The following is a 25057-nucleotide window of genomic DNA, read 5'->3' on the forward strand; positions in this document are numbered from 1 at the left end:
GACGCTCGGATTGCTTTTTACCTTACGGCGTGTAGCGGGACGGGTGCAAGCGGGCTGAAGGTCGCGGAGCTAACCTGTCGCAGCAAGCCATTCGGCCAGCGGGGCCCACACCCCGCTTTCGGCGCCGGCGCTGACGACCATGCCGATATGACCCAGCGGCGGACGCAGGATCCGGGCGCCGGGAACGGCATGGCCCAGCGCCAGGGCGGAGGCCGGCGGAACGATGCGGTCGCGCTCAGGAATCAGCGCCAGGGTCGGCACGCGGATGGCGCCGGGGTCGACCGGCAGCCCGGCGACCATCCAGGCGCCGGCCATCGTGTCGTTGCGGCCGTACCAGCCAGCCAGCGCGTCGCGCGCCACCCCCGCCACCAGCGGCACCCCGTCGTTCAGCCAATCCTCCAGCGCGACGAAGGCGGTCGCGGCGCGGGACGCCGGCGCCATGCGGGCGAAGCCGGAGAATTTCTTCAAGGCCAGCAACGGGTCGAGCTGGGCGAAGAGCGCCTGCAGGGCGTCGGTCGGCAATTCGCCCCAGCGCTCCAGCGCCGGTCCCCAGGGCTGGATGAAGGTCGCGACCCGGCGCGCGGTCGCCGCATCCTCGGCATGGAAATCCCAGGGCGTCGCCATCAGCACCAGCCCGGCGAGCGAGCGCGGCCGGCGTTGGGCCAGCGCCGCCGCCAGCAAGCCGCCCATGCAATAGCCGACCACCGGCACCGGCCCGCCCACCGCCTCCACGACGACATCCAGGGCGCGCTCCAGCCGGCCGGCGATATAGTCGGTCAGGGTGAACCGGCGCTCCAGCGGTCCGGGCCTGCCCCAATCCAGCAGGAAGGGTCGGAGTCCGCGCGCCGCCAGCCAGCGCAGCAGGCTCCTGTCCCGCGACAGATCCAGGATATAGCCGCGGTTCACCAGCGACGGCACGAACAGCACCGGCCTGCCCCCGGCCGCCGCCCCATAATCCAGCAGGCGCGATCCACCCTCCGTCCAAACCGTCGGCGGATCGGGCAGGTCGCGTCGGTAGGGGTGATGACGGTAACGCTCGATCCCGCTCAGGACGGCATCGACGCGCCGGCGGATCTCGCGGTCAACCTCCCGGCCCAGGGGGTCGGCGGCGCCTGCCCGCGCGCGCTCCCCCCCGGCCGGATGCCGGCGATCCAACAGCGTCCGATCCGCCAGCGCCATGTCCGCCCTGAGCGCCGCCGCCCGCTCCCGCAGGGCCGGCGACCAGGGAAGCAAGCCGCTCCTCAAGAGCGGCAATGCGGTCGAGGAGCTGAGCAAGCTGCCCAGAGCCGCCGTCAGATGCAGGGCCAGCGGACGCGGCCCCTGCCGCATCGGCTGGCGGGGCGGAGTCCCGTCCGCCCGGCTGTCGTCCGCCAGACGCTCGCTCATCGGAAGGCCGTCCGTGTTGAGGGGTGCCGGTGTTCGGGAAGGGACCGGGCCGGGGATCCCAGCCGGTGCCGGCCATAGAGCCGCCAGCGAAGCCGAATCCCGCCGGCCCCGGTCCGAACGGAGCCACCCCCTGCCCCATCATCTGGAACAGGCGGGTCATCATGTCCGCCATCTCCGGATCGGCGGCGCAGGCCGTCCATTGGTCCTGCCACAGGTCCAGATAGCGGCGGGCCAGCGATTCGTATGAAGGCGGATCGCCGGGCGACGGATCGGGGGAGCGGTCTGGAGTCGACGGGTCGGCCATGGCGGGAGTATAGGGATGACAGGGTCGGATTGACCAGTCCGGGATGGCTCCCCACCTGTCCTTTCGGATATCGGCCGATGCCTCCGGCGCCGCCCCGCCCCTCCGCTCACGCCGGCAGGCCCGACGGGGGCGCGGCGCTATGCCGCGGCGCAAGGCTGGACAAATTGCTATTCCTTCGAGTAGTCCTAATGACGGAACAATTTCCGCTGCTTGACCCGCGTGTTCCGGAACAGCATGGGCTTGCCTACCGCCCGTTCGCGCATGGCCCGGAACGCGTCCCTTCTTGAAAGAGTCCGCGATGGCCGACAAGGAAGACCAGAAGTCCGCTCCGATCACGATCAAGAAGTACGCCAACCGGCGGCTCTACAACACCGCGACCAGCAGCTATGTCACGCTGGACCACCTCTGCCAGATGGTGAAGGACGGGCTAGATTTCGTGGTCTATGACGCGAAGACGGGCGAGGACATCACCCGCTCCGTGCTGACCCAGATCATCGTGGAGGAGGAAAGCAAGGGCCAGAACCTGCTGCCGATCAGCTTCCTGCGCCAGTTGATCGGCTTCTACGGCGACAACATGCAGTCGGTGGTCCCGCGCTATCTGGAATATTCGATGCAGGCCTTCTCGCGCAATCAGGAGCAGATGCGCGATTATTTCCAGAACACGCTGGGCGGCATGTTCCCATTCGGCCGGCTGGACGAGGTCAGCAAGCAGAACATGGCGATGTTCGAACGCGCCATGCGCATCTTCACGCCCTTCGGCGCCGCCGGCGCCACGGACGAGGCCCCCGGCGGACAACGCCCGGCCAACCCGGCGACCGCCCCGACGCCCGCCGCCACGGCCGGCGCCACCTTCGACGAATTGCAGAAGCAGATCGACGAGTTGCAGAAGCAGATCGCCAGCATCGCCAGCCCGGGCGGCAAGTCGGATACGAAGTGACCGGAAATCTTAGCCCATCCGGCGGAAAACAGCCCGCCGGAAAAGGTTCCAGACAGAGAACGGCACAGAAGGCGGGGTCATACCCCGCCTTTTTCATTGCGCCGGTCAGGACGGGCGCGCAGCCTCGAGGGGGTGCGGGGTGCCGATCGGGCCGGTCCGCCACTCATCGGCCCGCGTTCATCAGCCCGCCCAACCGTCAGGCCCGCCCAACCGTCAGGAGGGAACCGACCATGACCACCGAGCTCACCACCTCGATCACGCTGACCAGCGACGACCCGCGCGAGGTCGCGCGTTTCGAGAATTTGCTGCGCGACTGGCTCAGCCATCAGCCGGGCGTGGCCGGCATGGCCGTCGCCGCCCGCGGCACCGACGCGGCGGCGGAAAGCATCTGGCGCGCCGCCCGCAAGGCGACCTTCGGCCCGGCGCTCAAGAACCCGTTCGCTCCTTGAGAACCGCACTCCCAGCAGCCGGGATCAGCTCCTGAACAGGTGCGGGATCATCGCCGAGTCCGGACCGACACCGGCCCCCAGGCGCGGATCGGCCGATTCCCGCACCGCCATGCCCAGGCATTTGTCGCCGACGATCCAGGCGTGCAGGATCGCGCGCGTGTCCTCCTCGCGGAAACAGGGTGGGGTTTCCAGCCAGACCGCGCCATGGGTGGCGACATCCTGTCCCATGTCCGGGCCGTCGTCGGCAATCACCGTCCCATGCTCCAGGATGCGGGTCGGCGCGGCATCCAGCCCATACAGGGCGCGGACGCTCACCAGATCGGCACCGGCCACACCGCTGGGGTCGAGCGCGGCACGGCACAGGTTGGGGTGGCGCGGATACAGATGGGAGAGAACCGCCAGCAGCCCATGGTTGGACCACAGCCAGCACCACAAGGGTGACAGCACGCTCATGCCGCTGCTGCGCAGCCGCTGAAGGAAGCCGTCATCGGCCAGCCCGTCCCAGGGATAAAGCTTGGCCAGCCAGGAGATCGGCTGCCCCTCGTCGTCGAGGAATCGGCGGCCGTCCCAGGCGATGGCGTGGAGCGGCAGCAGACGGGTGTCGATGCCGGCCTCCGCCGCGGTGGCGGCGAGATAGACCAGTTCGCCCTCGCGCACCGGGTCGGGGGTGGCGCAGGTCGCATGCATGCGCCCACGGCCGGGCAGGTCGGACGCCAACTCCTCCCAGCGCTCGACCAACGCCTCATGCAGACCGTTGAACTGGCTGGCGTCGGGCGCCATCGCCTCGCGCCAGTTGCGCTGAATCATCGAGGCGGCGAACAAGCCTTCGCAGGTGTCGTAGTTGCAGCCCAGCAACTTGACGCTGTCGCGCCCGTCATAGGCCAGCGTCAGCCGCCCGGCCAGGCCGCCCGCGCGCTCGTTGCGCCGCCCGCCAGCCCAGTAATCGGCCCAGGACGCCTCCAGGATGCGGGCCAGATCACCACGGATGCCGAGCGGGGCGAACAGCTTGTGATCCATCACATGACGCACGGCGACGGCGATCATGCTGTGCAGTTCGTCGGCCACGCTCTCGATCAGATCGATCTGCGAGGCGGTGAACTCATAGAGGGCGTCCTCGCGCCAACCGGCCCCGGCCGACATGGCACGCACCCCATAGGGATATTTGCGGAGACCCGGGCGCCAGTCGGCCCGCGGCTTGGTCGTCGTCCTGCGCATGCCCGCTCCTTCCGATCCGCGAAAATCAGCGCCGACGGATCAACGCCGACAGGCCGGACGGGCCGTCGCGGCGATGCGCCGGAACACGGAAAGCGGGATGGGCGGCAGGCAGGTCAACGGTCCACTGGTCAACGGTCAACTCCGGGAGGCCAATCCTCAGACAGACGCGGATGCTCGCGACGCAATCGCTGCGACGCAAGAACAGCCTTGCGTATGTACCCCGCTCCGCGGCCGCATGCCAGCGCGCATCCGCGATGGCTCACCCGCCGGCCGAATCCGGCAGGACGCGAGCCGAGGCCCCGGACGGCATCGGATGCCGAAAAACACCGGGCCGCTGCGGCGAAAGGCGGCAGCGGCCCGAGCCGGCCATTGGTCGTCAACCGGTGGTCGGCCGGCGCGCGTCAGATCAAGGGGGCCGACGGAAGACGCGCCAGCGACCTCATCGCCCACAAGGCCAGACGGCCACGGCGAGGCTTCATCCCGGCCACCGCCCGATGCATTGGAACAACCGCGGTCAGGGCCGGGACCAGGACCGGCCTGTCATCGCGCATGCCACCCAGGCGCTGGAGCCGGCGGGCGGACAGCACGATGCGCAGCACCTCCTCCTCCGACACCGGCCGGCGGGCCGGAACGGAGGCGAGGCTCGCCACCTCGCACAAGGCCGCCCGTTCGGCCAGCAGCCCTGTCAGGCCCTTGGCCGCCGCCGTCAATGCGGCTTCATCGTACAGGGCGAGGACAAGCGTCCTCAACCCGCGTTCCATCCGTGTGGACATGGCGGGCGCTCCGGAAAAATCGGAATTGCGTGTGGATCTCGCATGTGCCGAAGCGCGCAGGTAGGGATCCAGCACTTCGGCAGACCTGATTATCCTTTACGCGGCACCCGTTGGGCCATGCGCCCCAAGGTGGTAACACCCCGACCGCGCCTTCCTGATGCTGGAAAGCCACAGTATCCGTAGCGATAAATTTCTCTGGAATTTCCGGTGATTATCCGTCCCGGCGGACGGGAGAAATGGTGGAGCCAAGGAGGATCGAACTCCTGACCTCTACAATGCCATTGTAGCGCTCTCCCAGCTGAGCTATGGCCCCACTGTATTTCTCTTGCTCTTCACCAACACAGGAGGTGTTGGTGCGCTTGGAGGGACTCGAACCCCCACGGCCTTTCAGCCACTAGGACCTGAACCTAGCGCGTCTACCAATTCCGCCACAAGCGCATCCGCGTTTCTTGGGGTCACGCGGGGCGCTCTATGTACCCAGACCGACCGCCCCGCTCAAGGGAAAAATGCGCCTGCACGAAAGTTTTTCCTCCGCATGCGGGCCGGTCATCGCCGGTGGGACAGGGCGGATGGGACAGGGCCCGCTATTCCGCCGGCTTGATCGCATAGAAACGATAGACCCGCACGCCGGCCTCGATGGCGGCGACGCGGCGGGCCCACAACTCGACCTCCTCCATCACCGCCAGCTTGGTCGGCATGTCGAGCTGGAATTTCTCCAGATGATCGACCAGCCCCTGGATGGCGGACAGGATCAGGCCGCGATGGGTGTCGGTGATGTCCTCGGCGATGCGCAGGTCCAGATTGCGCTGGGCAAAGGCGTTGGCCATGCGCTCCTTGGGCCACAGGTTCGGCGTCAGCGGCTCCTTTTCGCACCAGATCTGGATCGCCTTGGCGTCCATCACCTCGGTTTCGGCGATGTAGTCGGTGATCAGCAGATGTCCGCGCGGCTTCAGCGCCAGTTCCATCCCGTCGAACATCTGCTCCTTGTCGCGGACGAAGAACAGGCCTTCCTTGTAGACGATGGCGTCGACACGCTTGGGATAGCCGAAATGCTCGGGATTGAAGGTTTCGATCGGCGCCTTCTTCTCCAGCCCCATCTTGAAGGAGCGGACCATGCCCTCCTTCGCCAGCAGTTCCGACGCCTCCAGCCCGGTGACCCAACAGCCGTATTTGCCGGCCATGGTGCGGCTGGTGCCCCCCAGCCCGGCCGCCAGATCCAGCACGCTCATCGCCGGGTTGAGGCCCAGCGGCTTGACCAGATAGGGGATGTGATCGGCACCGCCGGGAGTGTTGAAGCCCTCGCCCCACATCTTCTCGGCCACTTCGATGCGGGTGGCGGTCCATAGCGGCTTGCCCCAGCGGTTCATGCCGGGGCCCGGGCCGCCCGAAGGCTGCGGCTGCTCCGGCTGAGGCGTCGCCCCATCACCCTTCTTCGCCTTCAGGCCGGACAGATCGTAGCCTTCCCACCACGCGTAAAGGCGTGTCTTCAGGCTCGGTCCATGCCCGGAGGTTCCGTCCTTGTCGGTCATCGCCGCCCTCATCCCATCCGCCGATCGACAGCCCGCACGCCGCCAAATCCCGGTCGGTGGCGCACGGCACGGCATCCTCAAGGTTGTTCAGCGCAACTCACACACACCGCACACAAGAAAACCCCGGCCCCAGGTTAGACGGGCGTTGTTCGCATGCAAGCGGAAAAATTTCCCCGTGGAAACATAAGAGCGGTCACCGCGCCGTCTTGTCGGCCGCCGCCCCCGTCCCCGGCAGGGAGGCCATGCGCGTGCCCGCCGCGTTCAGCACGGCGGCGCAGGCCGCCGGCATCTTGCGGACCACCCGCGGTTCGGGCTTGTAACCCGGCGGATGTTCGATCGCGGGAGAGGCGCTGTCCAGCCACGAAGCCAGCTCGTCGCCGCAGCCGTCGCCTTCGGGCTGGGCGTCCTGCTGCTCGCACAGCGGGCTGCCGGCCGGACAGTTCAGGCGGATATGCATGTGGCTGTCATGGCCATGCCAGGGCCGCAGCTTGTTCAGAAAGCCGCGGTCGGACCAGTTGCGCTGACACATCGCCAGCTTGATCGCCGGATTGACGAAGATGCGGGCGACGCGGGCGTCGCTGGCGGCGATCTGGATCAGCCTGGCCTGCCGGTCCGACCAGTCGTCGGTCACCCGCATGCGGTCGTAATCGACATATTTGATCTCCTCCAGCCGCTCGCGCCCGGCGCGGCCCATCGGCGGCAGGTCCAGCCGCAGCCAGACATCGGCGTCCAGCCCGATCTGGTGGCTGGCATGACCGGACGGCATCGGGCCGCCGCGCGCCTGCCCCATGTCGCCGATCAGCGCGGTGCCCAGCCCGGCGAGCGCCACCCGCTGGCCGAAATCGCGGAGCATGTCGACCAGAACCGGATGGCCATAGTTGCGCTGGCGCGACAGGCGGATCACCTGATAGCCCACGCCTTCCGGCGCCAGGGCGCGGGCCCCGGCGATGCAGCCGGCGGCGTAACCGCCGATGGATCGCGGCGCCCCCAGCGAGGGGCCGGTGACCGCACCCCAGGCGACGCTGGTGGCATAGGCCGGGATCGGCGTCGGCTTCTTCTTGCGCGACTTGGCGTCGGCCCCGCCAGAGGTCAGCAAAGCAACGGCCAGCCCGATGCAAGCGACCGACTTCCAAGCGACCGTCTTGCGGGCGAACCCGCCAAAAGCGCGCAACCCCATGACCGTCCCCCGCACAGCCGCCAGCACCGCCCCGGTTACGGCTATAGCGGATCGCGGTTAAGGAATGATGGAGGAGCCGTTCCAGCCGCACAACCGGACGAACAGGGGCGGGCACGGCCCATCGGTGGTGCGCCGCATGGCGGGACGGACGGCCGCTCAATCCAGCGTCTGGCGATAGCGTTTCAGCGCCACCACCGTGACCACCGCCAGGAACAGGGCCAGCGCCAGCACCTCCGACGCGATCTCCGTCATCCCGTTGCCCTTCAGCAGGATGCCGCGGACGATGCGCAGGAAATGGGTCAGCGGCAGCAGTTCGCCCACCGCCTGGGCCCAGCCGGGCATGCCGCGGAACGGAAACATGAAGCCGGACAGCAGCATCGACGGCAGGAAGAAGAAGAAGGACATCTGCATCGCCTGCAACTGGTTGCGCGCCAGCGTCGAGAAGGTGAAGCCGACGGCGAGGTTGGCGGCGATGAACAGGATCAGCACCGCCGACAACAGTCCCAGGCTGCCGACGATGGGCACGTCGAACAGCAGCCGCGCCGCCAGCACGATCAGCAGCACCTGGACATAGCCGACGGCGACGAAGGGCACGATCTTGCCCAGCATCACCTCGAAGGGGCGGACCGGCATGGCCAGCAGGGTTTCCATGGTCCCGCGTTCCCGCTCGCGGGTGACGGCGAGCGCCGTCATCATCACCATGGTCATGGTCAGCACCACCCCCATCAGGCCGGGCACGACATTGTATTGGGTGATGCCCTCCGGGTTGTAGCGGCGGTGAACGCGCAGCTCCACCGGATCGGGCCCGGCGCGCAGGCCCGCCAACGGCCCGGTCAGGTCGGGGTTCAGCGCCTGACGGGCGATGGCGGTCAGCGCCGACAGGGCGTTGCTGGTCGCCGCCGGGTCGGTGGCGTCGGCCTCCACCAGCAGCACCGGGCGGGTGCCGCGCTGGAGGTCGCGGGCGAAGCCGGCGGGAATGGTGATGGCGAACTGCACCTCCCCCTCCGCCAGCAGCCGGTCGATCTCGGCCTCCGACGCGGCGGATCGGGTGACGGCGAAATAGCGGGAATTCCCCATCGCCGCGACCAGCGTCCGGGCGAAGGGGCTGGAATCGGCGGCCAGCACCGCGGTCGGCAGGGATTTGGGGTCGGCGTTGATGGCGAAGCCGAACAGGATCAGTTGCAGGATCGGCACCCCCACCATCATGGCGAAGGTCAGCCGGTCACGCCGCATCTGGATGAATTCCTTCACCATCACCGCCATCAGGCGGCCCGCCGATATCCGCGCCATCGCACCGCCTCGCCGGTTGGGGGGAGGAGGACTCTACGCCACCCCGTCCGCCCGGTCGAACTGCAACGCCGCCAGCCTGGCATAGAGCCCGCCCTGCGCCACCAGCTCGCCATGGGTGCCGGTCTCCACCACGCAGCCCTGGTCCATCACGACGATGCGGTCGGCGGTCAGCACCGTCGCCAGCCGGTGGGCGACGATCAGCGTGGTGCGGCCATGCATCAGCCGGTCGAGCGCGTCCTGCACCATCCGCTCGCTCTCGGCGTCGAGCGCGCTGGTCGCCTCGTCCAGCAGCAGGACCGGCGGGTCGCGCAGGATGGCGCGGGCGATGGCCAGACGCTGGCGCTGGCCGCCCGACAACCGCACGCCCTTTTCGCCGAGGAAGGTGCCGAACCCCTCCGGCAGCGCATCGAGGAAGTCCAGCGCATGGGCGGCCTCGGCGGCGGCGCGCACCTCGGCATCCGATGCCTCGGGACGGCCGTAACGGATATTCTCCCAGGCGTTGGCGGAGAAGACCACCGGGTCCTGGGCGACGAGGCCGAGGCGGCGGCGCACCTCCACCGGGTCGGCCTCGCGCACATCGACCCCGTCGAGCCGCACCCAGCCGGCCTGCGGGTCGTAATAGCGCAGCAGCAGTTGGAACACCGTCGATTTGCCGGCGCCGGACGGGCCGACCAGCGCCACCCGCTCACCCGGTTTCACCTCCAGCGAGAAGTCTTCCAGCGCCGCCCAGTCGGGACGCGACGGGTAATGGAAGCGGACGCCGTCGAAGGACAGCGCCCCCGCCGCCGGGCGGGGCAACGGCTTCGGCACCGCCGGGGGGCGGATCTCCGACAAGACGGCGAGCAGGCCGAACAGACGCTCGGTAGCACCAGCGGCGCGTTGCAGGTCGCCGATCACCTCGCTGATGGCGCCGACCGATCCGGCGACCACCACCGAATAGATGACGAAGGCCGACAGTTGACCCGGCGTCAGACGTCCGGCGACCACGTCATGCCCGCCGATCCACAGGATGATGCCGACGGCGCCGAACACCAGCACGATGACGATCACCGTCATCACCGCCCGCACCCGCACCCGGTCGATGGCGACACCGAACGCCTGCTCCACCCGCTCGCCGAACAGCCTCCGGTCGATGGCCTCATGGGTGAAGGCCTGGACGGTGCGGATGGCGGCCAGCGTCTCCTCGACGAAGGAGCCGACATCGGCGATGCGGTCCTGGCTGTCGCGCGACAGCTTGCGTACCCGCCGGCCGAAGAAGACGATGGGCGCCACCACCAGCGGAACCACCAGCGCCACCAGCCCGGTCAGCTTGGGCGAGGTGACCAGCAGCATGCCGGTGCCGCCCAGGAACAGCAGCGCGTTGCGCAGCGCGATGGAGGCCGACGACCCGACCACCACCTGCAACAGCGTGGTGTCGGTGGTCAGGCGCGACAGGATCTCGCCGGTCTTGGTCGTCTCGAAGAAGCCGGGCGACAGGGTCAGCACATGGTCGTAGACGGCGCGGCGGATGTCGGCCACCACCCGCTCGCCGATCCAGCTGACCAGATAGAAGCGGCCATAGGTGGAGGCCGCCATCAGCGCGATCACCGCCAGCAACACCAGCAGCGCCCGGTCGAGCAGCGAGGTGTCGCCGCCGGCGAAACCCTGGTCGATCAGCACCCGCATCCCCTGCCCCATGCCCAGCACGGTGCCGGCGGCCACGGTCAGCGCCACCATGGCACCCAGGATGCGCCATTTGTAGGGAAGCAGGAACGGCACCAGCCGGCGCAGGGGACCGAGGTCGCGGCGGCGGGCATCCGCCTCGCCGCGGGCGGAGGCGGCGATCAGGTCGGGGGAGGGTTGGCGAGCCACGCTGTTCCCGCTTGTCTGTTGGGGGTATTCGCTGCGAACCGCTGGCATATAGCGCGGTCCGGGAACACCAACAAGACGGCAAGAGGCAAGACGCACGGCTATCGCATTTGACACCCTCTCCCGGGACGGGAGAGGGTGTCAAATGCGATGACCCTGAGGCAGGACGGCGACGGGACGACAGCGGAACGGCGGAACGGTGACGATGCCGGCACCCGCCGCGCCGGGCGAGATTCCGGGGTTGCGCCGGGGAAGGTGTTTTGGTATAGACGCCGCTCGCTTTGCAGGAACCCCGGCCATGAAGACTGACATCCATCCCGACTATCACGAGATCACCGTGGTCATGACCGACGGCAGCTCGTTCACGACCCGCTCCACCATGGGCAAGCCGGGCGACACGCTGCGCCTCGACATCGACCCGAAGTCGCACCCGGCCTGGACCGGCGTGCAGAAGCTGCTGGACACCGGCGGGCAGATCGCCAAGTTCAACAAGCGCTTCGCGAACTTCGGCCTCAAGAAGTAAGCGTTTCCGCACTTCTATCCTGCCGATGCGAAAAGGGCGTCCGACACGGTTCGGACGCCCTTTTCGTTTTCGCGCGGCTCCAATCGGACCGCGTCAGCCCGGCTGCCCTGCCCGGTCAGCCAACCGCCGCGTCAGCCAACCGCCACGTCAGCCAACCGCCGCCGCCTCGCGCTCCACATCGGCGCGGACCATGGCGTCGAGCCGGTCGACCCGCATATAAAGGCTGTGGCTGCGCTCCAGCAGGCTGCGCAGGCCGGACGGCAGTTCCTCGTTGTCGGGACCGCTGGGATCGGAACAGATCTCGCCGCCGGACAGGGCGAAATCGTCGCTCGCCGCCTGTTCCTTTGTCATCTCGCCGGCATGGACCGCCTTCTGCGCCAGCAGCCACGCCATCACCTGGGTCAGACGGCTGGTCACCCGCATGGATTCATAGGAAATCTGCAAACGGACCTGCGGAGGCAGCTTCCGATGTTCGGACGCATCATGATAGGCGATGTAATTGCGCGCCTCGATCAAGAGCGCCATCGTCTCGTCATAGGGACCGTTGAAGAAGAAGGTATGCGAAGTCATTGTTATCGGTCCCCTCCAGCGGACTTGCAGCCCTAGCGTGAGCCTTGCCGCAACTGATTAACAATTGGTGACCGGGCGGTATCCGGCAACCCCAAGCGGGGTTTGACCAGCCTTCACGGCGCCGCCCTCTTGAACGGGGAAAAGCGCCGATTATCTCTCGCTCGTCCGGCGGATGCCCATCCGGGGTCCGCCACCAACCCACGCCTCGAGAGGACCGACCCAAGCCGTGGTCCTCGACGGCCGTATCGCTCTTTCGGAGGATATGTCATGCGCAGCTACGACCTTTCGCCGCTGTTCCGTTCCACCGTCGGTTTCGACAGCCTGTCGCGTCTGCTGGAGACCGCGACCACCGGTGACGAGGCGGCGTCCTATCCGCCCTACAACATCGAGAAGCTGAGCGGGGATTCGTATCGGATCACCATGGCCGTCGCCGGCTTCGGTCAGGATGATCTCGACATCACCGCCCACCAGAACTCTTTGACCGTCACGGGTAAAGCTAGGAAGGACGGGCCGACCGGCCAATTCCTCTACCGGGGTATCGCCGGCCGCGCGTTCGAGCGCCGCTTTCAGCTCGCCGATTTCATCAAGGTGACGGGTGCCGCTCTTCAGAATGGCCTCCTGCACATCGAGCTGGCGCGCGAGGTACCCGAAGCGATGAAGCCGCGGAGCATTCCGATCGTCAGCGCCGCCGGCAATGGCGCGGTCGAGGTCGAGACCCCCGCCCCGGCTCCCGCCCTGACCCAGCGGGCGGCCTGACGCCCTGAAACGGCCCGTCCGCGGCCTATGCGGGCATGGCGGAACGACAGGGAGAAACGGCGCCCCGGACCATGCGGGGCGCCGTTTCCATTCTCTGTTTCCATTCCATGTCCTCATGACGGCGGGTCGCGATCAGGCGCGGGGAAAGCCGTCCGGCGGCGCCAGCACCCATTCCGCATAGCTGGCGCGCAGCAGTTCGAAGGCGGCGACCAGTCCGGCCGCCCCGGCATAGGCGGTGACCAGCACCTGCTCCGGCGACGTCAGCGCCCCGAGTCCGAGCAGGAGCGCGCCCAGGAACGGCCCGCCCGTCTTGGCGTCGAGCGCGTCGAGGCTGCCCGCCCGCAATTCGGCCAGCCGCCGGCCATCGGCGTCGATGAAGACGACCCCCACCCTCAAGCCGTGGCGCCGGACCGAAGCCCGCACCGAGTCGCCGAGCCGGCATCCGGGCATGAAAAAAGCGCCTAGCCGGTTCGGCTGGCGCTTCGTAACCTGGTCTTTCCGAAGAAAGAATGGCGGATGGGGGGAGATTCGAACTCCCGATACCCGTGAGGGTATGCCGCATTTCGAGTGCGGTGCATTCAACCGCTCTGCCACCCATCCGCTGCCCCGTTTGGCGGGGTGCGCGGAACCTATATAAAGGCTTTCGGCCGTGCAAGCCTTTTTTGCGGAAAAATGCATCGGCCTTACCCCGCATCCCTGTTGACTCTCGGCCCCCCTTGAGTATAGATCGTCGCTCCCATGAACGGGCTTGCGCATCGAACGGTGGGCGAGAAGCCCGCCGTTTGTTTTGACATAGGCAGTGACGACAATGTTTGCAGTGATCCGCACCGGCGGCAAGCAGTACAAGGTCGCCAATGGCGACGTGATCCGTGTTGAGAAGCTCGAGGCCGATGCTGGCGCCTCCATCACGCTCGATGACGTGCTGATGGTCGGCGACGCAGGCAACACCACCATTGGCACCCCGACCGTGGCCGGCGCCTCGGTCGTCGCCGAGGTCGTCGCCCAGGATCGCGGCCCGAAGATCATCGTCTTCAAGAAGAAGCGCCGCCAGAACTACCGCCGTAAGAACGGCCACCGCCAGGACCTGACCGTCCTGCGCATCACCGGCATCAACGGCGCGGCCTGATCCGGATCTTCCGGTCGGGCTTCCAGGCGCATCTTCAGTTTTAGGAGCAAAACCCCATGGCACACAAAAAGGCAGGCGGCTCGTCCCGCAACGGCCGTGACTCCGCCGGTCGCCGTCTCGGCGTGAAGCGTTTCGGCGGCGAGACCGTCGTCTCCGGCAACATCATCGTCCGTCAGCGTGGCACCAAGTTCCACCCGGGCGAGAATGTCGGCCTCGGCCGCGACCACACCATCTTCGCGATGGCCGATGGTCAGGTCTACTTCAAGCACAGCTCGAACGGCCGCACCTTCGTGAACGTCGTTCCGGCCAACGACCAGGTTCCGGCCGTCGCTGCCGAGTAACCTGTCGGGTCGTTGCGCGGCCTGTGTCGCAGGCCTGCACGCTTGTGGGATAAAGTCGGGGGGCCGGGCGACCGGCCCCCGATTTTCGTTTTGATTCCGGTGCTGTCCCGCTGCCGGTTTTCCTTCCGTTTACGGGCAGGGTTCCCCGATGAAGTTTCTCGATCAGGCCAAGGTGTTCTTGAAGAGCGGTGACGGCGGCCCCGGCGCCGTGGCGTTCCGCCGCGAGAAATTCATCGAGTTCGGCGGCCCGGACGGCGGCGACGGCGGCCGCGGCGGCGATGTGATCATCGAGGCGGCGGACGGGCTGAACACGCTGATCGACTATCGCTACAAGCAGCATTTCAAGGCGCAGCGCGGCCATCACGGCATGGGCAGCAACCGCAACGGCGCGCGCGGCGAGGATGTCGTGCTGCGCGTGCCGGTGGGCACCCAGATCCTCGACGAGACCCAGGAAACCGTGCTGTGCGACCTGACCGAGGCCGGGCAGCGCCGGGTCTTCCTGCGCGGCGGCGACGGCGGGCACGGCAACGCCCACTTCAAGACGCCGACCAACCGGGCGCCCCGCAAGTTCCATCCCGGCTGGCCGGGCCAGGAGCAGTGGGTGTGGCTGCGGCTGAAACTGATCGCCGACGCCGGCCTGCTGGGCTTGCCCAACGCCGGCAAATCGACCTTCCTGGCGGCGACCACCGCGGCCAAGCCGAAGATCGCCGACTATCCCTTCACCACGCTGGCCCCCAATCTGGGCGTCGTCCGCGCCGGTGACGAGGAATTCGTCATCGCCGACATCCCCGGCCTGATCGAGGGCGCGCACGAGGGTCATGGGCTGGGCGACCGCTTCCTCGGCCATGTCGAACGCTCGCGCATCCTGCTGCACCTGATCGACGGCACCGCCGACGACGTCGTCGCCTCCTACCGGACGATCCGCAACGAGCTGGAAGCCTATGGCGGCAATCTTGCCGACAAGCTGGAGGTGATCGGTCTGAACAAGGCCGACGCCCTGCTCGACGAGGAGATCGAGGAGAAGAAGGCGGCGCTGGAGGAGGCGTCGGGCGCCGAGGTCATGGTGCTGTCCGGCGCCACCGGCCAGGGCGTGAAGCAGGTGCTGTACCGGCTGCTGACGGTCATCAAGGACTCCAAGGCGGAGGAGCCCGACGTCATCCACGCCCCCGCCACCCGCTCCATCCCGCGCCCGCCGGTGGGCCAGAAGCTGCCCGACGACGGCGAGATGCAATGGGACGACGAGACCGGCGAGTGGGTCGGCGGCGAAGACGAGGGGTTCGAGGACGAGGAGTTCGAGGAAGACGACCTTGAAGAGGGCGCCCTTGAAGAGGGTGAGGAGCTGGCGGGCGAAGAGGCCGAGGGCCTTGAGGAGGATCTTGACGGCGACGGGGCGGAGGGCGAAGAGGACGGCTCGGACGACGATACGGACGGAACCTCCCGCCATGGCGCTTGACGCCCCCACCCTTCTCGAATCCCGCCGGCTGGTCGTGAAGATCGGCTCGGCTCTTCTGGTCGACGGGGAAACCCGGCAAATCCGCCGGGACTGGCTCGACGCGCTGGCCGATGACGTCGCCGCCTGCCGCAAGCGCGGGCAGGAGGTGGTCATCGTCACCTCCGGCGCCGTCGCCTGCGGACGCGAGCATCTTGGTCTCGTCGGCCGGGCGCTGAAGCTGGAGGAGAAGCAGGCGGCCGCCGCCACCGGCCAGATCCGCCTCGCCCACGCCTATCAGGAGACCCTGGCCCGCCACGACGTCACCGTCGCCCAGGTGCTGGTGACGCTGGAGGACACCGAGGAGCGGCGGCGCCACCTCAACGCCCGCAACACCATCGACACGCTGCTGAAGCTGGGTGCCGTTCCCGTCATCAACGAGAACGACACGGTCGCCACCGCGGAAATCCGCTTCGGCGACAATGACCGGCTCGCCGCCCGCGTGGCGCAGATGGTCAGCGCCGACACGCTGGTCCTGCTGTCGGACATCGACGGCCTCTACACCGCCGACCCGCGCAAGGCCCCGGACGCCCGCCACATCCCCACGGTGCGCGAACTGACGCCGGAGATCGAGGGCATGGCCGGCGAGCCGCCCCCCGGCTACAGCAGCGGCGGCATGGTGACCAAGATCGCCGCCGCCCGCGTCGCCCTGTCAGCCGGCTGCCGCATGGTCATCGCCAAGGGCAAGCGCATGAACCCGCTGACGGCGCTGGAGAAGCGGCCGGAGGATGGCGGCGCTCTCTGCACCTGGTTCCTGCCCTCGGCCGAGCCGACCAGCGCCCGCAAGGCCTGGATCGCCGGCCATGTCAACGCCGCCGGCGTGCTGGTGGTCGATGACGGCGCCATGCGCGCCCTGTCCCATGGCGCCAGCCTGCTGCCGGCCGGCGTCGCCGCCGTGCAGGGCGAGTTCGACCGCGGCGACGTGGTGATCGTCCGCACCCAGGAGGGGCGCGAGGTCGCGCGCGGCCTCGTCGCCTACAGCGCCGACGACGCCCGCAAGATCCTGCGCCACAAGAGCACGGAGATCCCGGAGATCCTGGGCTATCAGGGGCGCGACGAGATGATCCACCGCGACGATCTGGTGGTGCGATGACCGGCCCCCGGAGCCCGATCCGCGCCATCCTGTGGGATATCGACGGCACGCTGATGGACAGCGAGCCCTGGCATCAGCGGATCACCGTCGAGGTCTGTCGCGGCTATGGTCATGAATTGAGCGAGGAGGATTGCCGGCGGATGCACGGCGTCGCCTTCCGCGAGATCTATGCCGCCCTGCATGCCCGCCGCCCCTTCCCCATCGACCTGCATGCCTGGGCCGACGAGATCAACGCGCAGTATGTCGCCCGCGTCGATCAGGTGCGTCCGCGCGAAGGCGCCTTCGCCCTGGTCGAGGCCTTCGCCGCCCGCGGATTGGCCCAGGCCTGCGTGTCCAATGGTGGGCGCATGATCGTCGACGCGAACATGCGCGCGATGTCGATCCCGCATTTCCGCTTCAGCATCGCCCGCGAGGATGTCGCCAACGGCAAGCCCCATCCGGAGCCCTACCTGTTGGCGGCGAAGATGCTGGGCCTGCCCCCGGAATCCTGCGCGGTGATCGAGGACAGCCCGACCGGCGCCCGCAGCGCCAAGGCCGCCGGCATGCTGACCATCGCCTGGCCCCAGCACCCCGCCGTGGTCTTCGACGCGGTCGACCATCTGGTCGAGGACCCTGGCACGCTGGATTGGGATGCGCTTTGCGGCTGAGCGCGGCGGGGACGCGGCGGCGACCGCTCCCCGCAATCGTCATTTCTGGATATTGACCACCGCCGATACCGGAGCGAGCGCGATTCCACGGTCGGCCAGCGCGGTCAGCCACAGATTGAGCCGCTCGATCGTCGTCGGATAGGGCGAGGCGAAGCCGACGGCGGCTCCATTCGTCCTGGCCAGCTCCTCCAGTTCGCGCAACTGGTCGTCGATGGCGCCGCGCGACAGGTCGCGGTCGATGACACGGTCGCCCAGCGCCCGCGGCACACCGGCCAGCATGGCGAGCGGTCCGGCCACGCTCTTGGGATTGACGCGGGAATCGACCAGCAGCAGGCCGCGCGCCTTCAGCGCGTCGATCACCGGCTGCATCGCCGTCGGGTTGGCGGTGAATTTGCCGCCGGTGGTGCTGGTGACGCCGACATAGCCGACCGCCTTGCCCAGCGACCATTCCAGCCGTTCGATGTTGCGGTCGGGCCCGAGCATGGTCAGCAGGGCGTTGGGGCCGGGATCGTCGCGCGGGTAGGTCAGCGGCTCCATCGGCAGGGACAGCATGACCTCATGCCCCTTGGTGCGGGCGCGCTCCACCCAGTCATCCAGCCGTTCGGCGTAGGGAAGAAAGGCCAGCGTGATGCCGGGCGGCAGCTTGGCCAGGGCGTTGCCGGTGGTGACGCCGCTCAGCCCCAGGTCCGACATGACGATGGCGACGCGCGGCCGCTTGTCGGTGGCCGGGAAAGGCCGGGCATAGACCTGCCAGGGCTTGCGCCCATCCTGGGCGATGCGCGGCAACGGGCCGTTGCGGCTGTCCTCCACCAATCCCGGCACCGGGGCCGGGACCAGCGTCACCGCGGCGGCGGGGGCGCCGGGCAGAGGCAGCGGGGCGGCGTCGGTCGGCAGCGGCGGCGGCACCGCCGGCGCGGCGGCCTTGGGTTCCGGCGCCGGCGGTGGCGGCAGCGGAGCGATCGCCACCGTCGTCGACGGAATGGACGCCCGCCAGGCCTCCCGAGTCGCGTCGCCATTCAACGCCAGCCAGCCGCCAAGCCCGGCATAGATGGCGGCCACCAGCGCGACGGCCGCCAGCAGCGGTTTCGACGGCGGCTTGCGCGGCACGCCCGCCGCCCCGTCTCCGCTGCGGCGGAAACGGCTGAGCCAGCCCGATCCGGGGCGCAGGCCCCGGACATCGAACCGCAGACGAGCGAGCGGGGCGGGAAGCTTCACCGTCCGTCGCTCCGGTCAGCGCGCCGAGGCGCGCTGTTGCTGGAACAGGGCGACGCCGCGCAGCAGATCCAGCGCGCGGGCTAGCTGGAAGTCGAAGGGCGGCTCCGCCGTCCCCTCGGCCGCGGTACCATCCGCCGGAGCCGCGGCCGGGGTCGATCCCGGAGCGGTTCCGGGAGCGGCCGGGGCCGCGCCGGCGCCCGGAGCGGGGGCCGGCGCCGCCGGATTAGGCGCGGCCGGCGTGCCGGGAGCCGCCGGGCTGGTGGTGGCCGGACGCGGCGCCTTGTTGCCCGTATCGGGGTTGACCAGAGCCCCCTTCAGGTCGGCCTCGCGGCGGCGGACGATGTTCCTGTCCAGATCCTCCACCTTGGCGACATGCACCTCGATGTCCGGGGTGATGCCAAGCTGCTGGATTGAACGGCCCGACGGCGTGTAGTAGCGCGCCGTGGTCAGCCGCATGGCGCCATGGCCGGGCAGCGGGATGATGGTCTGCACCGATCCCTTGCCGAAGCTCTGGGTGCCCATGATGATCGCGCGCTTGTGGTCCTGCAACGCGCCGGCGACGATTTCCGAGGCCGAGGCCGAACCGCCATTGATCAGCACCACCATCGGCTGGCCCTTGATCAGGTCGCCCGGCTTGGCGTTGAAGCGGGTGCCCTCCTCCGCCCGGCGGCCACGGGTCGACACGATCTCGCCCTTCTCCAGGAAGGTGTCGGAGACCGAGACCGCCTGGTCGAGCAGGCCGCCCGGATTGTTGCGCAGATCCAGGACATAGCCCTGCACCTTGTCGCCCAACTGCTGCTGGATGCTGGCGATCGCCTTTTCGAGCCCGCTCTGGGTCTGCTCGTTGAAGCTGGTGATGCGGATGTAGCCGACATTGCCCTCGGTGCGGAAACGGACCGACTGCACCTTGATGACGGCGCGGGTCAACGACACGGTGAAGGGCTCTCCCGCCTCGCCGCGGCGGACGGTGACCTTCAGCTCGCTGCCGACGGGCCCGCGCATCTTCTCGACCGCCTCGTTCAGGCTGAGGCCCATCACCGCCTCGCCGTTCAGCTGGACGATCAGGTCGCCCGGCTGCAAACCGGCGCGGAAGGCCGGGGTGTCGTCGATGGGGGAGACGACCTTCACCAGGCCGTTCTCCATCGTCACCTCGATGCCAAGCCCGCCGAACTCGCCGCGGGTCTGGACCTGCATATCCTGGAAGCTTTTCTTGTTCAGATAGCTGGAATGCGGGTCGAGCGAGGTCAGCATCCCGTTGATCGCCGCCTCGATCAGCTGCTCGTCGGTCACCGGCTCGACATATTCGGCGCGAACGCGCTCGAAGACGTCGCCGAACAGGTTCAGCTGCCGGTAGGTATCCGACGAATTGCTGGACTGCGCGGTGACGGTGGCGACGCCGGCGCCCAGAAACACCAGAGCTGCCGCCGTGGCGGCACGCTTGATCATCCTCATCTACCCTTGTCCTTTCCCCTCCGGGGCGCCGAACCCGCGTTGCGGGTTGATCGGCTGACCGTTTCGTCGCAGCTCGAAATAGAGATCCGGATTGCCGTCCGGCGGCATGACCGCCAGCGGTTCCCCGCTGGCCACCTTACGCCCGACGGCCGTGTCGATCCGGCCCAAACCCGCAATCAAACTATGATATCCGTTGCCATGTTCCACGATCAAGATGAGGCCATAGCCCTTGAAGGGGCCGGCGAACACGATCGTGCCGCCGCGCGGCGCCACCACGGCGGCCCCGGCACGGGTCTGCACCGTCACGCCGCGGCTGGTGGCGCCAAAGCGGTCGGCCTCGCCGAAGCGGCTGGTCACCTTGCCGGCGGCCGGCAGCACCATGCCGGCGACAGCCGGAGGACCATCGGGGGAGCGGGCGGCCAGTTCGCGCTCGCGCGCCGCTTCCTTCGCCGCCTCGTCCTTCGCCCGCTTTTCCTCGGCGGCCTTCTGTTCGGCGATCTTCTGTTCGGCGGCGCGCAGCTCGGCCAGCTTGCGTTCGGCCTCCTTGCGCTCGGCTTCCTTCTGAGCGGCGAGGCGGCGTTCGGCCTCCCGCTTCTCCGCCTCGCGCTTGGCGGCCTCCCGGCGTTCCGCCTCGCGCCGTTCGGCTTCGCGGCGGGCGGCGGCCTCGATGGCGGCGCGGCGCTCCGCCTCGATCCGGTCCATCAATTGGCGCAGGTCGGTCGCCTGGCCGGACAGATCCGCCATGCGCTGGCCGACCTGGACGCGCTCCTCCTCCGTCTGGCGCGACAGCTCCTCGCGCCGGGCGATCAGGCGGTTCATCTCCTCCTGCTTCTCGCTCAACGCCACCCGCGCCGCCAGCGCCTTCGACCGCTGCTCCACCAGCTTGCCGCGGGTGTCGGCCAGCCCGGTCAGCGCCTGGGCCAGCGCATCGGCCCGCGCCTTCAGCGCCGGCACCGCGTCGCGCAGCAGCAGGGCGGAGCGCAGCGTATCCACCGGGCTTTCCGGCCGGGCCAGCGCCGCTTCCGGCGGGATGCGGGCCAGCCGTTGCAGGGCGGCCAGCAGGGTGGCGATCTGCTGGCGCTCGGCGTCGAGCCCGGCGGAACGGTCGCGCTCCTCGGCCTCGAGCGCGGTGAGCGAGTCCTCCAGCTGGTCGAGCGTCTGTTCCTGCCCGCGCGCCTGATCGGCCAGCGTGATCAGCCGGCCGCGCAGGGTATCCAGTTCGGTCTGGAGAGCCTGGGACTGGCGTTCCAGCTGCTGCTGGCGCTGTTTGCCGGTCTGGAGCTGCTGCTCCACCCGCTTCAGCGTGTCCTTGGGGGCCTCGCTTTGGGCCGCCACCGGCTGGGCGAGAAGCAGGCCGGCGATCAGGATGAAGCCGGCGAGCGATCCCTCTCCCGCCCCGGGAGAGGGAGGGGCCCGCCGAAAGCGGGAGGGTGAGGGGGAGAGCAAGAATCCCGAACCGCATGGGTCCTTGGAATCCCCCTCACCCTCCCCATGCTTCGCATGGGGCCCCCCCCTCTCCCGGGGCGGGAGAGGGTATGACTGACGGGGACCCCACGCCATCCGTTATTCCGCCGCGGCGCGGGCGGCGTCGCGGACCAGCAGGTTGCGGCCGGTCATCTCCACCGGCTTCGGCAGGCCCAGCAGATCCAGCAGCGTCGGAGCGATGTCGGCCAGACGGCCGCTCCCGATCCGGGCGCCGGCCGGGCCGTTGATCATGATCAGCGGAACCTTGTCCAGCGTGTGGGCGGTATGCGGGCCGCCGGTCTCCGGGTCCTTCATCAGCTCGCAATTGCCATGGTCGGCGGTGACCAGCATGGTGCCGCCGGCGCGGCGCACCGCCGCCTCGACCTTGCCGACGCTGACATCGACCGCCTGGACCGCCTTGATGGCGGCGTCCAGCATGCCGCTGTGGCCGACCATGTCCGGGTTGGCGAAGTTGACGACGATCAGGTCGTATTTGCCCGAATCGATGGCGCCGACCAGCTTGTCGGTCACCTCGGAAGCCGACATCTCCGGCTGGAGATCATAGGTGGCGACCTTCGGCGACGGCACCAGGATGCGGTCCTCGCCGTCATAGACCCGCTCCTCGCCGCCATTGAAGAAGAAGGTGACGTGCGGATACTTCTCGGTCTCGGCGATGCGCAGCTGCTTCATTCCGGCCTCGGAAACCACCTCGCCAAGCACCTTGGTCAGGGATTTCGGCGGAAAGATGGTGGTCATCAGCTTGGCCAGCGCCGACGAATATTCGACCATGCCGACCACGGCGGCCAGCGTCGGCGCGCCGGCCACCGGGAAGCCGTCGAAATCCTTCTCGACATAGGCCGCCAGGATCTCGCGGGCGCGGTCGGCGCGGAAATTGGCCATCAGGATGGCGTCGCCGTCCTTCATGCCGGCGTAATCGCCGATCACCGTCGGCAGGATGAACTCGTCATGCTTGTCGGCGGCATAGCTCCGCTCGATCGCCTGGATCGGGTCGGCGGCATGCTCGCCCTCCGCCTTGGTCATCGCCGCATAGGCCTTGGCGACGCGGTCCCAGCGCTTGTCGCGGTCCATGGCGTAGTAGCGGCCGATGACGGTCGCCACCTCGACGCCCGGCATCTCGAAGACGTCGGCCATGAACTCGGCGACCTGATCCTTGGCGCTCTGCGGCGGAACGTCGCGGCCGTCGGTGAAGGCATGGACCGCCACCGGAACGCCCTCGCGCGACAGCACGCCGGCCAGCGCCGCGATGTGGTCCTGGTGCGAGTGGACGCCGCCCGGCGACAGCAGGCCCATCAGATGGACGCGCCCGCCGGTCCTGTGCATGGTCTTGACCAGATCGTTCAGCGCGGCGTTGCGCTCCAGATCGCCCTCGACGATGGCATGGTCGATCATGACGAGGTCCTGCATGACGACCCGGCCGGCGCCGAGATTCATGTGGCCGACCTCGGAGTTGCCCATCTGGCCCTTGGGCAGGCCGACCTCCTCCTCGCTGGCGTCGAGGAAGGCCGTCGGTTCGGCCGACCACAGGCGGTCCCAGTTCGGGGTCTCGCCCAGCGCGATCGCGTTGTCGGACCGCTCCTCGCGATAGCCCCAACCGTCCAGGATGCAGAGGACGACGGGGCGGGGTCGGTTGGTCTCGGTCATCGCGCTTACCTTTCTCGAAAGGTTGTGGTCTCGGAGTTTCGTGTTTGTTGGCTTTTCAGGCTCCGGCGCCGTTCTTGCTTTCGCATCGGGCGCCGGATGCGACGCTCGGTATCAGGATCTGTGATAGGGGTGGCCGGCAAGAATTTGTTGAGCGCGATAGAGTTGCTCCGCAAGCATGCCGCGCACCAGCATGTGGGGCCAGGTCATCGGCCCGAAGGCGAGCAGGAAGTCGGCCCGCGCCCGCACCGCGTCGCCATGGCCGTCGGCACCGCCGATCAGGAAGGCGAGGTCGCCGGCGCCGCGGTCGCGCCAATCGCCGATCTTGGCGGCGAAGCTCTCGCTGGGCAGCGCCTTGCCGCGCTCATCCAGCGCCACGATGACGGCGCCGCTCGGCACGGCGGCGAGCAGCAACTCGGCCTCCTGCCGTTTCAATTCGTCGGAGGAGAGGCGCTTCTTCACCTCGACCTCCTTCAGGGCGAACGGCCAGACGAGCCGTCCGACATACTCGTCGAACAGGTCGCGGGTCGGTCCGCCCCGCGACCGCCCGACGGCGGCGAGCCACAGACGCATGATGCGGCCCTCCGCCCCCGTTTCCGTCCTCGTTCCGCTCTCGGCCCGTCAGGCGCTCAGCCGCGCCGTGCCCGACGGCGTCGGCAGCTCCAGACCCCACATCTTCTCGATGTTGTAGAAGGTCCGGACTTCCGGCTTGAACAGGTGGACGATCACGTCGCCGGCATCGACCAGCACCCAGTCGCACTGGGTCATGCCTTCCATCTCGACGCCGCGGACGCCGGCCTGCTTCAGCTTCTCGGCCAGCTTCATCGCCATGGCGGCGATGTGCCGCGTGTTGCGGCCCGACGCCACGATCATGTAATCGGCGAAGGTGGTTTTCCCGGCGAGATCGATGACGGTCACGTCATCCGCCTGGTCGGCGTCGAGCGACGCCTGGATGAGCGCCTTCAGGTCCTGCGGTTCCAGGATCTGGGGAACGGCGGCTGGCCGCGGAGCGGTCGCGGCCGTTTCGGTGTGCGTGGTGATGGCTCCAACCTCTTGCAACGGTTTCACGACCCGGCGGCCCGTGCCTGCCGGATCGCCGTCGCCGAGGCCGGGTGCAGGGGGTTGCGTAAGAACGCCCAGGCCGGCCGCCTGTGGCGCGCCAGCCCTTTGACCCCGGACACCGACACCCGCCGACGGGTGTAACGCTGGGCGGCCTTGCCGCTCAGCGCTCCAAGAGAATAGGTGGGACGGGCGAAAACCGCAACGGCCACCGAGTCGAAGATTCGCATCCAGTGCTTCCAGCGCGGAATTTGCCGCAGATTGTCCGCCCCCATCAGCCAGACGAAGCGGGTTTTCGGGAAGCGGCGCTGAAGCTTGGCCAGCGTGTCGGCGGTGAAGCGGGTGCCGAGCGCCGTCTCGATCGCCGTCACCTCGATCCGCGGATGGGCGGCGACGGCCCGCGCCTCCGCCAGCCGTTCGGCGAGCGAGGCCATGCCGGAGGTGGATTTGAGCGGGTTCTGCGGACTGACCATCCACCACACCCGGTCGAGCCCCAGCGCCTTCAGCGCGAACAGGCTGATGTGCCGGTGCCCCTCATGGGCCGGGTTGAACGACCCGCCGAGGATGCCGACGGTGAGGCCGGCGTAAGAAGGACCGGAATAGAGGTGGGGGGCGCCCTTCAGCCCCGAACGGACTCCCTCTCCCGACCCGGGAGAGGGAAGGGGCCCATGGCGCAAGACATGGGAAGGGTGAGGGGTGACGCAAGAATCGCGGGATCCATGTACGGATCGCCCCTCCCCCTGCCCTCTCCCCGA

The 25057-nt window shown here is 68.6% G+C and carries 25 protein-coding genes and 3 tRNA genes; 9 read left to right on the forward strand and 19 right to left on the reverse strand.

The genetic code is table 11. The features are described from left to right. Positions 1–69: 69 nt before the first annotated feature. Positions 70–1386, reverse strand: coding sequence for an alpha/beta fold hydrolase (locus tag AZL_RS12320; protein WP_042443073.1), 1317 nt, complete (start codon positions 1384–1386; stop codon positions 70–72). Between the two features lie 602 nt (positions 1387–1988). Here AZL_RS12320 and phaR point away from each other — a divergent pair. Both phaR and AZL_RS12330 read left to right on the forward strand, forming a co-directional pair. After that, complete coding sequence (gene phaR, locus AZL_RS12325) at positions 1989–2627, forward strand: polyhydroxyalkanoate synthesis repressor PhaR (RefSeq protein WP_012974880.1); 639 nt, start codon at positions 1989–1991, stop codon at positions 2625–2627. Positions 2628–2857: 230 nt separating this feature from the next. Continuing rightward, positions 2858–3076 carry a hypothetical protein gene (locus AZL_RS12330; RefSeq protein ID WP_042443076.1) on the forward strand — a complete coding sequence of 73 codons (219 nt, stop codon included), beginning with the start codon at positions 2858–2860 and terminating at the stop codon, positions 3074–3076. A gap of 24 nt (positions 3077–3100) precedes the next feature. Here the strand turns inward: AZL_RS12330 and AZL_RS12335 are convergent, their stop codons facing one another. The 8 genes from AZL_RS12335 to AZL_RS12370 all read right to left on the reverse strand — a co-directional run bounded on the left by AZL_RS12335 (position 3101) and on the right by AZL_RS12370 (position 10911). Further along, positions 3101–4291 (reverse strand): glutathionylspermidine synthase family protein, encoded by a 1191-nt coding sequence (locus AZL_RS12335; RefSeq protein WP_012974881.1) that lies wholly within the window; start codon positions 4289–4291, stop codon positions 3101–3103. Positions 4292–4692: 401 nt separating this feature from the next. Further along, positions 4693–5064 carry a hypothetical protein gene (locus AZL_RS12340; RefSeq protein WP_148219306.1) on the reverse strand — a complete coding sequence of 124 codons (372 nt, stop codon included), beginning with the start codon at positions 5062–5064 and terminating at the stop codon, positions 4693–4695. A gap of 237 nt (positions 5065–5301) precedes the next feature. Next, positions 5302–5377, reverse strand: a tRNA-Ala gene (locus tag AZL_RS12345). Between the two features lie 38 nt (positions 5378–5415). Further along, positions 5416–5502 (reverse strand) — tRNA-Leu (locus AZL_RS12350). A gap of 146 nt (positions 5503–5648) precedes the next feature. Further along, entirely contained in the window at positions 5649–6593 is a 945-nt protein-coding gene (locus tag AZL_RS12355) for a methyltransferase domain-containing protein (RefSeq protein WP_042443078.1), read from the reverse strand. Between the two features lie 193 nt (positions 6594–6786). Continuing rightward, a complete protein-coding gene (gene mepA / locus AZL_RS12360; RefSeq protein WP_052293664.1) occupies positions 6787–7770 on the reverse strand; it encodes a penicillin-insensitive murein endopeptidase in 984 nt (327 codons plus the stop codon). A gap of 156 nt (positions 7771–7926) precedes the next feature. After that, a complete protein-coding gene (locus AZL_RS12365) occupies positions 7927–9060 on the reverse strand; it encodes an ABC transporter permease (RefSeq protein WP_012974885.1) in 1134 nt (377 codons plus the stop codon). Positions 9061–9093: 33 nt separating this feature from the next. Beyond that, positions 9094–10911: an ABC transporter transmembrane domain-containing protein gene (locus AZL_RS12370; RefSeq protein ID WP_012974886.1), complete on the reverse strand. Its 1818-nt coding sequence runs from the start codon at positions 10909–10911 to the stop codon at positions 9094–9096. Between the two features lie 295 nt (positions 10912–11206). Here AZL_RS12370 and rpmE point away from each other — a divergent pair, with 295 nt between their 5' ends. Further along, positions 11207–11431: a 50S ribosomal protein L31 gene (gene rpmE, locus AZL_RS12375; protein ID WP_012974887.1), complete on the forward strand. Its 225-nt coding sequence runs from the start codon at positions 11207–11209 to the stop codon at positions 11429–11431. Between the two features lie 147 nt (positions 11432–11578). Here rpmE and AZL_RS12380 read toward each other — a convergent pair whose 3' ends face one another. After that, positions 11579–12001 carry a DUF1465 family protein gene (locus AZL_RS12380; RefSeq protein ID WP_012974888.1) on the reverse strand — a complete coding sequence of 141 codons (423 nt, stop codon included), beginning with the start codon at positions 11999–12001 and terminating at the stop codon, positions 11579–11581. A gap of 267 nt (positions 12002–12268) precedes the next feature. On the opposite strand from AZL_RS12380, the gene AZL_RS12385 reads away from it, so the two are divergent. Then, on the forward strand, positions 12269–12757 hold the full coding sequence (locus AZL_RS12385) for an Hsp20 family protein (RefSeq protein ID WP_012974889.1): 489 nt from the start codon (positions 12269–12271) through the stop codon (positions 12755–12757). A gap of 132 nt (positions 12758–12889) precedes the next feature. Here AZL_RS12385 and AZL_RS12390 read toward each other — a convergent pair whose 3' ends face one another. After that, entirely contained in the window at positions 12890–13207 is a 318-nt protein-coding gene (locus AZL_RS12390; RefSeq protein WP_042443081.1) for a hypothetical protein, read from the reverse strand. Between the two features lie 60 nt (positions 13208–13267). Beyond that, positions 13268–13357: transfer RNA gene (locus AZL_RS12395), tRNA-Ser, on the reverse strand. Positions 13358–13565: 208 nt separating this feature from the next. On the opposite strand from AZL_RS12395, the gene rplU reads away from it, so the two are divergent. The 5 genes from rplU to AZL_RS12420 all read left to right on the forward strand — a co-directional run bounded on the left by rplU (position 13566) and on the right by AZL_RS12420 (position 17453). Beyond that, entirely contained in the window at positions 13566–13883 is a 318-nt protein-coding gene (rplU, locus tag AZL_RS12400; protein WP_012974890.1) for a 50S ribosomal protein L21, read from the forward strand. A gap of 56 nt (positions 13884–13939) precedes the next feature. After that, complete coding sequence (gene rpmA / locus AZL_RS12405; protein ID WP_012974891.1) at positions 13940–14224, forward strand: 50S ribosomal protein L27; 285 nt, start codon at positions 13940–13942, stop codon at positions 14222–14224. Positions 14225–14372: 148 nt separating this feature from the next. After that, complete coding sequence (gene obgE, locus AZL_RS12410) at positions 14373–15677, forward strand: GTPase ObgE (protein WP_012974892.1); 1305 nt, start codon at positions 14373–14375, stop codon at positions 15675–15677. Beyond that, positions 15667–16806: a glutamate 5-kinase gene (gene proB, locus AZL_RS12415; RefSeq protein WP_012974893.1), complete on the forward strand. Its 1140-nt coding sequence runs from the start codon at positions 15667–15669 to the stop codon at positions 16804–16806. The genes obgE and proB overlap by 11 nt, the downstream gene beginning before the upstream one ends. Next, a complete protein-coding gene (locus tag AZL_RS12420) occupies positions 16803–17453 on the forward strand; it encodes an HAD family hydrolase (RefSeq protein ID WP_012974894.1) in 651 nt (216 codons plus the stop codon). The genes proB and AZL_RS12420 overlap by 4 nt, the downstream gene beginning before the upstream one ends. Positions 17454–17492: 39 nt before the next feature. Here AZL_RS12420 and AZL_RS12425 read toward each other — a convergent pair whose 3' ends face one another. The 7 genes from AZL_RS12425 to AZL_RS12455 form a co-directional block, all read right to left on the reverse strand. After that, positions 17493–18668, reverse strand: a complete 1176-nt coding sequence (locus AZL_RS12425; RefSeq protein WP_012974895.1) for a divergent polysaccharide deacetylase family protein — start codon at positions 18666–18668, stop codon at positions 17493–17495. Between the two features lie 15 nt (positions 18669–18683). Then, positions 18684–20120: a S41 family peptidase gene (locus AZL_RS12430; protein ID WP_012974896.1), complete on the reverse strand. Its 1437-nt coding sequence runs from the start codon at positions 20118–20120 to the stop codon at positions 18684–18686. Beyond that, positions 20121–21566 carry a murein hydrolase activator EnvC family protein gene (locus AZL_RS12435; RefSeq protein ID WP_247894206.1) on the reverse strand — a complete coding sequence of 482 codons (1446 nt, stop codon included), beginning with the start codon at positions 21564–21566 and terminating at the stop codon, positions 20121–20123. It lies immediately after the preceding gene. Between the two features lie 117 nt (positions 21567–21683). Beyond that, positions 21684–23246: a 2,3-bisphosphoglycerate-independent phosphoglycerate mutase gene (gene gpmI / locus AZL_RS12440; protein WP_012974898.1), complete on the reverse strand. Its 1563-nt coding sequence runs from the start codon at positions 23244–23246 to the stop codon at positions 21684–21686. A gap of 111 nt (positions 23247–23357) precedes the next feature. Then, positions 23358–23816 carry a 23S rRNA (pseudouridine(1915)-N(3))-methyltransferase RlmH gene (rlmH, locus tag AZL_RS12445; RefSeq protein WP_012974899.1) on the reverse strand — a complete coding sequence of 153 codons (459 nt, stop codon included), beginning with the start codon at positions 23814–23816 and terminating at the stop codon, positions 23358–23360. A 48-nt stretch (positions 23817–23864) separates the two neighbouring features. Beyond that, positions 23865–24311 carry a ribosome silencing factor gene (gene rsfS / locus AZL_RS12450; protein ID WP_012974900.1) on the reverse strand — a complete coding sequence of 149 codons (447 nt, stop codon included), beginning with the start codon at positions 24309–24311 and terminating at the stop codon, positions 23865–23867. Continuing rightward, a complete protein-coding gene (locus AZL_RS12455) occupies positions 24308–24979 on the reverse strand; it encodes a nicotinate-nucleotide adenylyltransferase (RefSeq protein ID WP_012974901.1) in 672 nt (223 codons plus the stop codon). The genes rsfS and AZL_RS12455 overlap by 4 nt, the downstream gene beginning before the upstream one ends. Positions 24980–25057 lie beyond the last annotated feature (78 nt).

It is taken from the genome of Azospirillum sp. B510 (genome assembly GCF_000010725.1).
GTDB lineage: Bacteria > Pseudomonadota > Alphaproteobacteria > Azospirillales > Azospirillaceae > Azospirillum > Azospirillum lipoferum_B.

Coding starts and splice junctions, on each gene's coding strand:
- AZL_RS12320 (WP_042443073.1), bottom strand. CDS start 1,386: ATGAGCGAGCGTCTGGCGGACGACAGCCGGGCGGACGGGACTCCGCCC.
- phaR (WP_012974880.1), top strand. CDS start 1,989: ATGGCCGACAAGGAAGACCAGAAGTCCGCTCCGATCACGATCAAGAAG.
- AZL_RS12330 (WP_042443076.1), top strand. CDS start 2,858: ATGACCACCGAGCTCACCACCTCGATCACGCTGACCAGCGACGACCCG.
- AZL_RS12335 (WP_012974881.1), bottom strand. CDS start 4,291: ATGCGCAGGACGACGACCAAGCCGCGGGCCGACTGGCGCCCGGGTCTC.
- AZL_RS12340 (WP_148219306.1), bottom strand. CDS start 5,064: ATGTCCACACGGATGGAACGCGGGTTGAGGACGCTTGTCCTCGCCCTG.
- AZL_RS12355 (WP_042443078.1), bottom strand. CDS start 6,593: ATGACCGACAAGGACGGAACCTCCGGGCATGGACCGAGCCTGAAGACA.
- mepA (WP_052293664.1), bottom strand. CDS start 7,770: ATGGGGTTGCGCGCTTTTGGCGGGTTCGCCCGCAAGACGGTCGCTTGG.
- AZL_RS12365 (WP_012974885.1), bottom strand. CDS start 9,060: ATGGCGCGGATATCGGCGGGCCGCCTGATGGCGGTGATGGTGAAGGAA.
- rpmE (WP_012974887.1), top strand. CDS start 11,207: ATGAAGACTGACATCCATCCCGACTATCACGAGATCACCGTGGTCATG.
- AZL_RS12380 (WP_012974888.1), bottom strand. CDS start 12,001: ATGACTTCGCATACCTTCTTCTTCAACGGTCCCTATGACGAGACGATG.
- AZL_RS12385 (WP_012974889.1), top strand. CDS start 12,269: ATGCGCAGCTACGACCTTTCGCCGCTGTTCCGTTCCACCGTCGGTTTC.
- AZL_RS12390 (WP_042443081.1), bottom strand. CDS start 13,207: ATGCCCGGATGCCGGCTCGGCGACTCGGTGCGGGCTTCGGTCCGGCGC.
- rplU (WP_012974890.1), top strand. CDS start 13,566: ATGTTTGCAGTGATCCGCACCGGCGGCAAGCAGTACAAGGTCGCCAAT.
- rpmA (WP_012974891.1), top strand. CDS start 13,940: ATGGCACACAAAAAGGCAGGCGGCTCGTCCCGCAACGGCCGTGACTCC.
- obgE (WP_012974892.1), top strand. CDS start 14,373: ATGAAGTTTCTCGATCAGGCCAAGGTGTTCTTGAAGAGCGGTGACGGC.
- proB (WP_012974893.1), top strand. CDS start 15,667: ATGGCGCTTGACGCCCCCACCCTTCTCGAATCCCGCCGGCTGGTCGTG.
- AZL_RS12420 (WP_012974894.1), top strand. CDS start 16,803: ATGACCGGCCCCCGGAGCCCGATCCGCGCCATCCTGTGGGATATCGAC.
- AZL_RS12430 (WP_012974896.1), bottom strand. CDS start 20,120: ATGAGGATGATCAAGCGTGCCGCCACGGCGGCAGCTCTGGTGTTTCTG.
- gpmI (WP_012974898.1), bottom strand. CDS start 23,246: ATGACCGAGACCAACCGACCCCGCCCCGTCGTCCTCTGCATCCTGGAC.
- rlmH (WP_012974899.1), bottom strand. CDS start 23,816: ATGCGTCTGTGGCTCGCCGCCGTCGGGCGGTCGCGGGGCGGACCGACC.